Below are 12,658 nucleotides of genomic sequence, written 5' to 3'. Positions count from 1 at the left end.
TTCTTTCAGGCAGGTGAGTTCTCATGTCGCTGACGGACGCCGTCGGCACCTCTTGGCCCGACCGGCGCACGGCACGGTGGACAACGCCCGCCGGGGTGAGCGTGCACCGCTCGGTGCGGCCGGCCGGTCCGGCCCGGCTCGCGCGCGCCCGGCTGGAGAACAGGCTCGACCAGCGGCGCGGCATGCTGCGGTACTGCGGTGACGACCTGGTCATCGGCTATGCCGATCCGCCGGTCGAGGTGAGTGTGCGCGGTGACCGGGTGGCCGTACGGGCGCTCAACTCCCGGGGCCGCGTGCTGCTTCCCGCGCTGCGGGCGGCGCTGGAGCCGGCGCTGACCGAGTGGTCGGCCGACGCCGGCCAGGTCGTGGGACGGGCGCCGGGGCCCGGCGGGGTCTTCGCGGAGGAGGACCGTACCGCGCACGCCGGTGTGTTCCAGGCGGTGCGCGCACTGCTCGCGGCCATGGCGGGATCCGATGACCAACTGCTGGGCCTGTACGGCGCGTTCGGCTACGACCTGCTGTTCCAGGTGGAGCCCGTCGAGCTGCACCAGGTGCGCGACCCGGACGACCGCGACCTGGTGCTGCATCTGCCGGACGAGATCTACGAGCTGGATCTGCGCCGGGATGAGGCGCTGCGGTACGTCTACGAGTTCAGCGCACAGGGCGCGAGCACCGAGGGGCTGGAGCGCACCACGGAGGGCGCGCCGTTCGTTCCCGGTTCCCCCGGCCGGCTGCGCGACCACGCGCCCGGTGAGTACGCCGAGGTGGTCGTGCGGGCCAAGGAGCTGTTCCGCTCCGGCGACCTGTTCGAGGTGGTGCCCGGCCAGATGTTCCGCCGAGCCTGCGCCGAGCCGCCCTCCGTGCTCTTCCGTCGGCTGCGCGAGACCAGCCCCGCTCCGCACAGCCTGCTGGCCAACCTCGGGGAGGGCGAGTATCTGATCGGCGCCTCACCGGAGATGTTCGTACGGGTGCGGCGCGAGGGCGACCCGGCCGGGCTCGGCGACCGGCTGGTGGTGGAGTCCGCGCCGATCAGCGGGACCGTCCGGCGGGGCCGCGACGCCCTGGAGGACGCCGAACGCGTGCGGGAACTGCTCGGCTCCGTCAAGCAGGAGTCGGAGCTGACCATGTGCACGGATGTCGACCGCAACGACAAGGCGCGGGTCTGTGTGCCGGGTTCGGTGCAGGTCACGGCGCGGCGGCGGATCGAGAAGTACGCGACGCTCATCCACACCGTGGACCGGGTGCGCGGGGTGCTCGCCTCGGGCCGGGACGCCCTGGACGGCTTTCTCGCCCATCTGTGGGCGGTGACCGTCACCGGGGCGCCCAAGCTGGCGGCGGTCGAGTTCATCGAGTGGGCGGAGCGCTCGCCGCGCCGCTGGTACGCGGGCGCGGTGGGCTGCCTGGCCTTCGACGGCACGCTGGACACGGTGCTGACTCTGCGCACCATCCAGGTGCGGGACGGGGTGGCGACGGTGCGGGCCGGGGCGACCCTGCTGTACGACTCCTCGCCGCAGGCGGAGGAGGCCGAGACCGAGCTGAAGGCGCGGGCGCTGCTCGACGTGCTCACCGTGCCCTTGCCGCACTCCGGTCCAGGGCCGCTGGCCGTGGGCCCGGACCGTCCGGGCGAGGGGCTGCGGATCCTGATGGTGGATCACCGTGACTCGTTCGCACACTGCCTGGCGGACTATCTGCGGCAGACCGGCGCGAGTGTGACGACGTACCGCAGCCCCGGGCATCTGCCGGTGCTGGCGCGGGAACGGCCCGATCTGCTGGTGCTCTCGCCGGGGCCGGGCCGCCCCGCCGACTTCGGGCTGAGCGCGACGCTCGCCGAGGCGGAGCGGCTGGACCTGCCGGTGTTCGGGGTCTGCCTGGGCCTGCAAGGGCTCGTCGAGTACTTCGGCGGCACCCTCGGGGTGCTGGACCGGCCGGTGCACGGCAAGCCGTCCCGGGTCCGGGTGACCGCGGGGGACAGCCGACTGCTGGCCGGGCTGCCCCGGGAGTTCACGGTGGGCCGGTACCACTCGCTGTACGCCAGCGCGGCGCAGATGCCGGCGGAGCTGCGGGTGACCGCGGAGACCTGTGACGGCGTGGTGATGGCGGTCGAGCACCGTGAACGGCCGCTGGCCGCGGTGCAGTTCCACCCCGAGTCGATCATGTCGGCGGGCGGGCGGAGCGGTCATCTGGTGGTCGCGGGCGCCGTGACCTCCCTCATCCGCGGCCGCACGGCCGCCTCGGTGACCGGACCCCGCTCGTGACCGCCCCACCCGGCCGGCTGATGGGCGGGGTCGATGCCGCGCTCGCCGAGCCGGCGGGGTGGCCGCCGCTGCTGCTGCCCGGCGAGTGCGACCGGTTGCGGGAGCGGCTCGCCGCGGCCAGCAGGGCGAGGCGTTCCTGCCGGCCGCGGACGACGTCGCGGGCGGGCAGGTCGCCGAGGCGTTCGGGACGCTGCTGCGGATGGCCGTTGTACTGTCCTACGCGGGTGCGCGTCCGGTCGTGAAGGTGGTCGGGCCGCTCGGCGACGGGGCGCCGGCGCGGCGGACGTACCATGCCACGGCCGCGGCGCTGAACCTGCTGCGCGGGATCACCGCCGGACACCACACCGACGTACGGCGGGTGCACCAAGAGATCCAGGACTTCGTGGCGCGCTCCCCCGCGCGTGCCCGGCACACCCGCCTGACCCGGCGGATCGCCGCGGCGATCCGCTTCATGGAGGCCTGCGGTGCGACGCCGGAGGCGCTGCGCAGGGCGGAGTTCTTCACCGGTCACGAGGCGCGGGACATGGCGTACGAGACCGCGCTGACCCGGACCGCCGAGCGCGGCGGCCGGTACGGGCTGTCCGGCCATCTGCTCTGCCTCGACGGGCACACCCGACGGGCCGCATATGGCCTACGCCGCGGGCATCGCAACCCGCCGACGGGACGCCCGCCCGGGTGCTGGACGAGATCGGCGGCTTCTTCGAGGTGCACCGCGCCCTCGGCACCCATCCGTGCGGGGTCCGCCTGGAGTTGGCCGGTTCCCGCCTCGGCCATGAGCAGGCGCTGGATCTGGCCTTCGCGATGGCCGAACTGTACTGACGCCGGACAGTCCGTCAACTGCATGGTTAGGCTGGCGAAATGACGTTAGCCAGGTCCCCGCTGACCCTGGAGGTCATCGACCTCATCGGCACGATGGTGTCCCGTTTCTACGGCGAGTACGAGGCGGCCGCGGCCGTGCACCGGCTCTCCGGCTCCCAGGCGCGGCTGCTCGCGCTGCTGTCGCACGGCCCGCTGCCGATGCGCAGGATCGCCGAGCAGCTCAAGTGCGAACCGTCCAATGTGACGGGGCTGGTGGACCGCCTGGAGGCCCGCGGTCTGGTGCAGCGCCGGCCCGACCCCGCCGACCGCCGGGTCAAGCTGGTCGTCGCCACGGACGCGGGCCGGTCCACCGCCGGGCAGTTGCACGCCTCGCTGGACTTCGCCCGCGAACCGCTGGCCGCGCTGCCCGAACAGGACCGGGCGCTGCTACGGGATCTGCTGCGCCGGATCCTGTCCTGACCGGGCTGCGCGTCAGAGCTTGCGGGCGACGATGATGCCGTAGCCGACCTGCGGCAGGTCCCCGAAGCGTTCGATGATGTCGGCGGCCTCGGTGAGCTGCTCGGTGAACGCGTCGTCGAAGGTCTCGGTGGCCTGCCGGATGGCGGCCGCGGCCAGCGTGTGGCTGCGCCGCACGTTCTCGCCGATGTCCAGCACCTCGACGACCTTCAGGCCCGCGTTCTCCATGTGGGCGACGTATGTGCCGGCGTCACCGAGCGGCGGGATCTGGAAGAGCCGGCGGTTCGCCGCGACGATCTCGGCCTCCCGCTCGTCCAGTTCGCCCTGCTGGTACGGGTTCGCCGTGACCAGCGTGCCCCCGGGGCGCAGCACCCGCGCCGCCTCGGCGATGGCCTTGCCGCGGTCGGACATGTGCAGGAAGGACTCGATGGCGTAGACGCCGTCGAACTGCGCATCGCCGAAGGGCAGGGCCATGCCGTCGCCCTGCTGGAAGGCCACCTGGCCGCTGTTCTCGCCGACCTCGGGCCGGGCGCCGGCCGTCTCCGCCTGCTGGGCGCTGATGGTGATGCCGGTGACGTGGACGTCCCACCGGCCAGCGATCCGGACGGCCGGCTTGCCACTGCCGCAGCCGACGTCCAGCACTCTGAGGCCCGAGGAGAGTCCCAGCCGCTCGGCGACCATGTCGGTCAGGGTGTCGGTGGCCTGCTCGACCGATGCGTCGTCCTCGTCACTGTGCCAGTAACCGAGGTGGATATTTCCCCCCATCACTTCGGAGAGAAGATCCGTCGACTGATCGTACATGTTGCCGACATCCGCCGCCGTGGGTATTCGCTGTTCGGCCATCCCTGATATGCCCTTCCGTTATTTCCCCGACCGGTGCACGCACACCGCAGCTCGGACGCTACAAACAGTGAACTCCGTTTGTCAACGCACTACTCGACCCACTCGGAGTATCTATTCCGCTCCATTTCCGGGCTGTTTCGTCCGCGTTGAACACGACGCTCATAAGGCGGGTTATCGATGTCATGGGAGATGTTATTGGACAGTTCACGGAGCGTCGGTGTCTACTGACTGCGCCTGATGCCATCAGGCACTCTGCACCGGCGGGCGGACACGCTCCGCCACCATGAGCGGCTGCGCACCACGAGGGCGCGGCCCCATATCCCGGTCCCCTCTCCGTCCCTTCTTCCGCACTCTTCCAGCCCATTTCTCGGCCGTCGGACTTTCGGGAGTTTCATGCGCACCGCCCGGCCATTCGCAGCTGACCGCACCAGCGTGACCGGCGAACCCGTCGCCATTGTCGGACTGTCCTGCCGATTCCCTGGCGCGCCGAACCCCGAGGCCTTCTGGACGCTGCTGCGCGAGGGCACCGACGCCGTATCGCAGGCCCCGGCCGGGCGTGGGCTCGATGCCGCCGCGGGTGGATTTCTCGACCAGGTCGACCAGTTCGACCCAGAATTCTTCGGCATATCGCCCCGGGAAGCCGCGGCCATGGATCCGCAGCAGCGGCTGATGCTGGAACTGAGCTGGGAGGCGCTGGAGGACGCCGGTGTCGTCCCGGCGGAGCTGAGCGGCAGCAGCACCGGTGTCTTCGTGGGCGTCATGTGGGACGACTACGCCACCGCGGTGCGGCGCGGCGGCACGGACGCGGCCGGCCGGCACAGCATGACCGGCCTGCACCGCAGCATCATCGCCAACCGGGTGTCGTACACCCTGGATCTGCGCGGTCCGAGCATGGCGCTCGACACCGGGCAGTCGTCCTCACTGGTCGCGGTGCACCTGGCCTGCGAGAGTCTGCGGCGGGGCGAGGCGGCCCTGGCGCTCGCGGGCGGGGTGAACCTCAACCTCGCGCCGGAGAGCACCCGGCACTCCGAGACGTTCGGCGGGCTGTCCTCGGACGGCCGCTGCTTCACCTTCGACGCGCGCGCCAACGGCTATGTGCGGGGTGAGGGCGCCGGTCTGGTCGTCCTCAAGCCGCTCTCCCGCGCGCTCGCCGACCGCGACCGGATCTACTGCGTGATCGACGGCACGGCGATGAACAACGACGGGGCGAGCGAGGGGCTCACCGTGCCCAACGCCCGGGCGCAGGAGGAGGTGCTGCGCGCGGCGTACGAGCGGGCGGGTGTCGACCCGGCCGAGGTGAGCTACGTCGAGCTGCACGGCACCGGGACGAAGAAGGGCGACCCGCTGGAGTCGGCCGCGCTGGGCGCGGTGTTCGGCCCCGGGCGGGAGCCGGACGCACCGCTGCTGGTGGGCTCGGTGAAGACCAACATCGGGCACCTGGAGGCCGCGGCCGGTGTCGCCGGGCTCATCAAGACGGCCCTCGGCATCAGCCACCGGGAGCTGCCCCCGAGCCTCAACTTCCGTACCCCGAACCCGCGGATCCCCTTCGAGGAGTTGCGGCTGCGGGTGCAGACGGAGCTGACCGGCTGGCCGCGCGAGGACGCGCCGCTGCGGGCAGGCGTCAGCTCGTTCGGCATGGGCGGCACCAACTGCCATGTGGTGCTCTCCGAGGACGTGCCGGTGGGCGAGGCGGCTCCCGCGCGGACACCGGGGGCGTTCTCGCCGCTGCCGTGGGTGGTCTCCGGGCGCTCGGCCGCCGCGGTGCGCGCCCAGGCGGAGCGGCTGCACGCGCATGTCGCCGGCCGCCCGGAACTGAGCCCGGCGGGCGTCGGGTTCTCCCTTGCCGCCCGGCGCACCGCGTTCGAGGAACGCGCCGTCGTGCTGGGCGACGGCACCGGTGACCTGCTGGGCGGTCTGGCGGCGCTCGCCCGCGGTGTCTCCGCGCCGAACGTGGTGCGCGGCACGGCCCGGGGCGCTGGCCGTACGGCGTTCCTGTTCAGCGGACAGGGCAGCCAGCGGCCCGGCATGGGACGCCGGCTGTGCGCCACGGTCCCGGCGTTCGCCGCCGCCCTGGACGAGGTGTGCGCGGAGCTGGATCCCCATCTGCCGCGTCCCTTGAAGGAGTTGCTCTTCGCCGACCCGGGCACGCCCGAGGCGGAGCTGCTCGACGAGACCCGCTTCACCCAGGCCGCGCTGTTCGCGGTGGAGGTCGCGCTGTTCCGGCTGGTGGAGCGGTGCGGGCTGCGCCCCGACGTCCTCCTCGGCCACTCCATCGGCGAGCTGGCCGCCGCGCATGTCGCCGGGGTGTTCTCCCTCGCCGACGCCTGCACCCTGGTCGCGGCGCGCGGTCGGCTGATGCAGCAGGCCACCGAGGGCGGCGCGATGATCGCGATCGAGGCCGACGAGCGGGAGGTACGGGCCGCGCTGCCCGACGACGAGCATCTGGTGTCGATCGCCGCCCTCAACGGCCCCCGGACCACGGTCGTCTCCGGCGACCGGGACGCCGCCGCGGCCGTCGCCGCCCGGTTCGCGGCCGACGGCCGCAGGACCAAGCGGCTGCGGGTGAGCCATGCCTTCCACTCGCCGCACATGGACGGCGTGCTGGACGAGTTCCGCGAGGTGGCCGCGGGGCTGGACTACTCCGCGCCGCGGATCCCGGTGGTCTCCGACGTCACCGGCCGGATCGCCACCGCCGCCGAACTGGGCTCACCCGACTACTGGGCCCGGCACATTCGGGCCTGCGTGCGCTACCTCGACGGGGTCCGCCTGCTGCGCGCCGAGGGTGTCACCTGCTGTCTGGAGCTGGGGCCCGGCGGGCTGACCGCGATGACCCGGGAAGGCCTGGCCACCGAGGACGGGCTGCCGGGCGCCTCGGTCGTCCCCCTGCTGCGGGACGGCCGGCCCGAGGAGCACACCGTCGTCGCGGCGCTCGCCGAGGCGTTCGTCCGCGGGGCGCCGGTGGACTGGGCGCCGCTCACCGGCTGGGCCGAGGAGCGGGTCGACCTGCCCACGTACGCCTTCCAGCGCGCGTCCTACTGGTTCGACGCGGCGGGCGGCCCCGGGCCGGTCCCGGCCGAGGCCCCGCCCGCGCCGGACCGGGCGCCGAGGGAACCGGCCCAGGCCCTGCCCGCGCCCGGGCGGACCCCGCGGGAACCGGCGGGCGCGGATCCGGCGGCGGACCTGCCGGAGCTGGTACGGGCGAGTGTGGCGACGGTGCTCGGCCACTTCTCGGCCGACACCGTGGACACCGGACGGACCTTCAAGGAGCTGGGATTCGACTCGCTGACGGCGGTCGAGTTCCGGGACCGGGTGGTCGAGGCGACCGGTCTGACCGACCTGCCCCCCACCCTCATCTACAACTACCCGACACCGGACGAGCTGGTGCGCTTCCTGCGCGCCCGGTCGACGGGCGAGCAGCCGGCGGACGACACCCCGCAGGCGGCGGCCGCCGACGGCGAACCCATCGCGATCGTCGGCATGGGCTGCCGGTTCCCCGGCGGGGTGCGCTCGCCCGAGGACCTGTGGCAGCTCGTCGCCGCCGGCAAGGACGCGATCTCCGGCTTCCCCACCGACCGCGGCTGGCCCCGCACCGAACTGCACGACCCGGAGAACCCGGACATCCGCTACGCCCAGGAGGGCGGGTTCCTCTACGACGCGGCCGCGTTCGACGCGGGCTTCTTCGGCATCAGCCCGCGGGAAGCGCTCGCCATGGACCCGCAGCAGCGGCTGGTGCTGGAGACGGCGTGGGAGGCGCTGGAGCGGGCGGGGGTCGACCCCACCGCGCTGCGCGGCACCCGGGTCGGGGTGTTCGCGGGCGCGACCGCACAGGACTACGGCCCCCGGCTGGGCGAGCCGGCCGAGGGCGGGCAGGGTTATGTGCTGACCGGCAACACGGCCAGCGTCATCTCCGGGCGGGTGGCCTACAGTCTCGGCCTGGAGGGTCCCGCGGTCACCGTGGACACCGCCTGCTCCTCCTCCCTGACCGCGCTGCACATGGCGAGCCGCGCCCTGCAACAGGGCGAGTGCACCATGGCGCTGGCCGGTGGGGTGACGGTGCTGGCGACGCCGGGCATGTTCGTGGAGTTCGCCCAGCAGCACGGGCTGGCGCCGGACGGCCGCTGCAAGCCGTTCGCCGCCGCGGCCGACGGTACCGGCTGGAGCGAGGGCGCCGGCATGGTGGTGCTGGAGCGGCTGTCAGACGCCCGGCGCCACGGGCACCGGGTGCTCGCGCTGCTGCGCGGCTCGGCGGTCAACCAGGACGGCGCCAGCAACGGCCTGACCGCTCCGAACGGGCCGTCGCAGGAGCGGGTGATCCGGCAGGCGCTGGCGAACGCCCGGCTGACCCCGCGGGACGTCGACGTGGTCGAGGCGCACGGTACGGGCACCCGGCTCGGCGACCCGATCGAGGCACAGGCGCTCGTGGCCACGTACGGCCGGGACCGCGCCGGTGACCAGCCGCTGTGGCTGGGCTCGGTGAAGTCCAACATCGGGCACACCCAGGCGGCCGCGGGCATCGCCGGGGTGATCAAGATGGTGATGGCGCTGCGCCACGGGCGGCTGCCGGCCAGCCTGCACATCGAAGCGCCGACCCCGCATGTCGACTGGTCCGCGGGCGCGGTGGCGCTGCTCACGGACGGTGTGCCCTGGCCGCGCGGCAGCCGGGCGCGCCGGGCGGGCGTCTCCTCATTCGGGATCAGCGGCACGAACGTCCACGCCATCCTGGAGGAGGCACCCGAGGAGCCCGAGGCCGCCGAGGCGCTGTCGGACCCCGGGGCGCCCTTCGAGGCCGTGGACGCCCCCGCCGGACCGGTCCTGTGGCCGCTGTCCGCGAAGACCCCGCAGGCGCTGCGCGCACAGGCGGCCGCCCTGCGCGCCCATCTCGACGGGCAGGCCGCACCCGGCGCCGCCGACGTGGGCCTCTCCCTGGCCACCACCCGGGCCGCCTTCGCGCACCGCGCCGTGCTGATCGGCGACGACCGGCCCGCGCTGGAGGCCGCCCTGGACACGCTGGCGCGCAACGCCCCGGCGGAGGCGGTCGTCCAGGGCCGTGCCGCCGGCGACGCGGAGCGGGTGTTCGTCTTCCCGGGCCAGGGTGCGCAGTGGGCGGGCATGGCGGTGGAACTGCTGGACTCCTCCTCGGTGTTCCGGGAGCGGATGCACGAGTGCGCGGCGGCGCTCGACGCCGTCACCGACTGGTCGCTGCTGGACGTGCTGCGCGCGGTGCCGGGCGCGCCGGGTCTGGACCGGGTCGACGTCGTGCAGCCGGTGCTGTTCGCGGTGATGGTGTCGCTGGCGCGGCTTTGGGAGTCGTACGGGGTGCGGCCGACCGCGGTGGTCGGGCACAGCCAGGGCGAGATCGCGGCGGCCTGTGTCGCGGGCGGACTCTCGCTGCCGGACGCGGCCCGGATCGTGGCCCTGCGCAGCCAGGCACTGACCGCGATCTCCGGCCTCGGCGGGATGGTGTCGGTGGCGCTGTCGGCGGAGGGGGTGCGCGCCCTGCCCTGCTGGGACGAGCGCCTCGACCTCGCCGTGGTCAACGGGCCCTCCTCGGTGGTGGTCTCGGGTGAGCCCGCGGCGCTGGAAGAGCTGGTCGCCGTGTGCACCGCCCGGGATGTCCGGGCCAAGCGGATCCCGGTGAGCTACGCGGCGCACTCGGCCCAGGTCGAGGCCATCCGGGAACGCCTGCTGGAGGCGCTCGACGGGATCGAGCCGCGTGCGGGCGAGGTGCCGTTCTACTCGACGGTGACCGGGGAACTGCTGGACACCCGCGAGCTGGACGCCGGGTACTGGTACCGCAACCTGCGGGAGCCGGTGCAGTTCGAGCAGGCCATGGGCACGGTCCTCAAGCGGGGCCACACCCTGCTGTTCGAGATCAGCCCGCATCCCGTACTGAGCGTGGGCGCCCAGGAGGCGATCGACGCGCTCGGCGGGTCCGGTGCGGTCGTCGGCTCACTGCGCCGCGGGGAGGGCGGGCCGCGGAGGTTCCTGACCTCGCTGGCGCAGGCGTACACGCTGGGCGCGCCGGTGGACTGGCGGGTGGTGTTCGCCGGTTCCGGCGCGACCCGGACGGAGCTGCCCACCTACGCCTTCCAGCACGAGCGGTACTGGCTGACGGCGCCTGGGCCGAAGACCGCCCCGGCGCCGGAGAGCGCGGTGGACCGCCGGTTCTGGGAAGTGGTGGAGCGCGGGGACGCGGAGGCGCTGGCCGCCGAGGCGGGCATCACGGAGGTGGCTACCCTGCGGGCGCTGCTGCCGGCCCTGGCCGACTGGCGCCGGCGCCAGGACGAACGGGAGCTGGTGGACTCCTGGCGGTACCGGGTCTCCTGGCAGCCGCTGCCGCGGGCGCCGCTGGGCACGCTGTCCGGCCGGTGGCTGGTGGTCGTACCGGAGGCCGCGGCGGATGCGCCGGACCGGCGGCCGGTGCCGGCCCTGCTGGACGCCCTCGCCCGCGGCGGCGCCGAGGCCACCGTGCTGGCGGTGCCCGCGGGTCTCGGGCGGGTCGAGCTGGCGGAACGGCTGCGGGCCTGGGCTCCGTCGGCCGGGGTGCTGTGGCTGCCGGCGCCGGGCTCGCCGGACCGTCCCGCGGAGTCCGGGAGCGAGGCCCTGACGCTGGTCCAGGCGCTCGCCGACGCCAGGACGGACGCACGGCTGTGGTGTGTCACGCAGGGCGCCGTGGCAGTGGGTGCCGGTGACCGGGTGACCGCTCCGGCGCAGGCCGCGGTCTGGGGCCTCGGCCGGGTCGCCGCCGTGGAGTGGCCGGAGCGCTGGGGCGGGCTGGTGGATCTGCCGGACGAGCCGGACGGCGCGGTGCTCGGGCTGCTGCCCGCGGTGCTGGCCGGCGTGGGCGAGGGCGAGAACCAGGTCGCGGTGCGCGACGCCGGGGTGTTCGTGCGCCGGCTGGTCCGCGCGCCGCGGCGGGACGGCCGTACCGGGCCGTCGTGGACACCGCGGGGCACCACGCTCGTCACGGGCGGCACCGGCGCGCTCGGCGCGCACGCCGCGCGCTGGCTGGCCGGGCAGGGCGCCGGGCATCTGGTGCTGGTCAGCCGCAGCGGGCCCGCGGCACCCGGGGCCGACGCGCTGACCCGGGAACTGACCGCGCTCGGCGCCCGGGTCACCGTCCGCGCCTGCGACGTCGCCGACCGGGCGGCGCTGGCCGGGCTGCTGGCCGGGCTGGAAGCGGAAGGCCACCCGGTGCGGGCGGTCGTCCACACGGCCGGTCTGATCGAGAACGTCCCGCTGGACGCGCTCACCCCGCAGCGCTTCGCGGAGGTGGCCCGGGCGAAGGCCGAGGGCGCGCTGCATCTGCACGAACTCACCCGGGACCTGGACGCGTTCGTGCTGTTCTCGTCCGTCTCCGGGATGTGGGGCAGCGCGGGCAACGGCGGCTACGCGGCGGCCAACGCCTACCAGGACGCCCTCGCGGAGTACCGCAGGGCGCAGGGGCTGCCCGCCACCTCGGTGATCTGGGGCCCCTGGGCCGGCGACGGGATGATGGCCCGCGACGGCATGGACGCGGCCATCGTCCGGCGCGGCATACGGCTGCTGGACCCGGAGCGGGCGATCGGGGCGCTGGCGCGGTGCCTGGACGACGACGTGGCCGCGCCGGTCGTCGCCGACGTGGACTGGACGACGTTCCACGCGGCGTTCACCGCCAAGAGCCCGAGCCGGTTCTTCGACGAGGTGCCCGAAGCCCGGGAGACGGTAAGGGAGTCGGAGTCGGCGGATCAGGAAGGGGCCGGCGGCGAGTCCGGGACCTGGGCGCGGCGGCTCGCGGAGCTGGATCCGGGGCGGCGCCGGGAGGAGGCCGCCCGGGTGGTCCGCGCCCAGGTGGCGACGGTCCTCGGGTACGCCGACCCGGACGCGATCGGCGACCGCTCACCGTTCAAGGAGCTGGGCGTCGACTCGGTGATCGCGGTGGAGCTGCGCAACCGGCTCCAGGAGGACACCGGTCTGCGGCTGCCGGTCACGGTGATCTTCGACCGGCCCTCGCTCGCGAAACTGGTCGATTTCCTGCTGGAAACCGCGCTCGCGGACGGTACGGAAACGCCCCGGCCGGAAACGGAACCGGAAGACGAGAGGGCGCGGGAACGCGCGCAGGAACTGATGGCAGCAGAGCAGCGGATAAACGAGATGGACGCCGACGATCTGGTGCGGCTCATGCTCGGCGAAGAGTAGCAACGCACCGCGAAGAACTTCGTTCCAAGGCAACCGATCAGTGAGGGACCATGGCCACGTCGCCGGACAAAATCGTCGATGCCCTGCGCGCGTCAATGAAGGAGACG

5 protein-coding genes are annotated in these 12,658 nt (G+C 73.9%); 4 read left to right on the top strand and 1 reads right to left on the bottom strand.

Translation table 11 applies throughout. The annotated features are described in order from the left end of the window. Positions 1-23: 23 nt before the first annotated feature. From JK361_RS04790 to JK361_RS04780, 3 genes are all read left to right on the top strand, one after another. Positions 24-2,255 carry an anthranilate synthase component I gene (locus JK361_RS04790; protein ID WP_201814387.1) on the top strand — a complete coding sequence of 744 codons (2,232 nt, stop codon included), beginning with the start codon at positions 24-26 and terminating at the stop codon, positions 2,253-2,255. Between the two features lie 85 nt (positions 2,256-2,340). Continuing rightward, a complete protein-coding gene (locus JK361_RS04785; RefSeq protein ID WP_201814386.1) occupies positions 2,341-3,117 on the top strand; it encodes a 3-deoxy-7-phosphoheptulonate synthase in 777 nt (258 codons plus the stop codon). Then, a complete protein-coding gene (locus JK361_RS04780; protein WP_201814385.1) occupies positions 3,114-3,533 on the top strand; it encodes a MarR family winged helix-turn-helix transcriptional regulator in 420 nt (139 codons plus the stop codon). The genes JK361_RS04785 and JK361_RS04780 overlap by 4 nt, the downstream gene beginning before the upstream one ends. A gap of 12 nt (positions 3,534-3,545) precedes the next feature. On the opposite strand, the gene JK361_RS04775 is transcribed toward JK361_RS04780, so the two are convergent. Continuing rightward, positions 3,546-4,373 carry a class I SAM-dependent methyltransferase gene (locus tag JK361_RS04775; RefSeq protein ID WP_201814384.1) on the bottom strand — a complete coding sequence of 276 codons (828 nt, stop codon included), beginning with the start codon at positions 4,371-4,373 and terminating at the stop codon, positions 3,546-3,548. Between the two features lie 393 nt (positions 4,374-4,766). On the opposite strand from JK361_RS04775, the gene JK361_RS04770 reads away from it, so the two are divergent. Beyond that, on the top strand, positions 4,767-12,551 hold the full coding sequence (locus JK361_RS04770; RefSeq protein ID WP_201814383.1) for a type I polyketide synthase: 7,785 nt from the start codon (positions 4,767-4,769) through the stop codon (positions 12,549-12,551). Positions 12,552-12,658 lie beyond the last annotated feature (107 nt).

Source organism: Streptomyces musisoli (genome assembly GCF_016741855.1).
GTDB lineage: Bacteria > Actinomycetota > Actinomycetes > Streptomycetales > Streptomycetaceae > Streptomyces > Streptomyces musisoli.
The sequence above is the reverse complement of the archived record's forward strand: the minus strand, read 5'-3'. Positions and strand labels throughout refer to the sequence as shown.

What these genes read in the sequence shown, in the direction of transcription:
- JK361_RS04770 (WP_201814383.1), top strand. Translation starts at nt 4,767, where the DNA reads ATGCGCACCGCCCGGCCATTCGCAGCTGACCGCACCAGCGTGACCGGC.
- JK361_RS04780 (WP_201814385.1), top strand. Translation starts at nt 3,114, where the DNA reads ATGACGTTAGCCAGGTCCCCGCTGACCCTGGAGGTCATCGACCTCATC.
- JK361_RS04775 (WP_201814384.1), bottom strand. Translation starts at nt 4,373, where the DNA reads ATGGCCGAACAGCGAATACCCACGGCGGCGGATGTCGGCAACATGTAC.
- JK361_RS04790 (WP_201814387.1), top strand. Translation starts at nt 24, where the DNA reads ATGTCGCTGACGGACGCCGTCGGCACCTCTTGGCCCGACCGGCGCACG.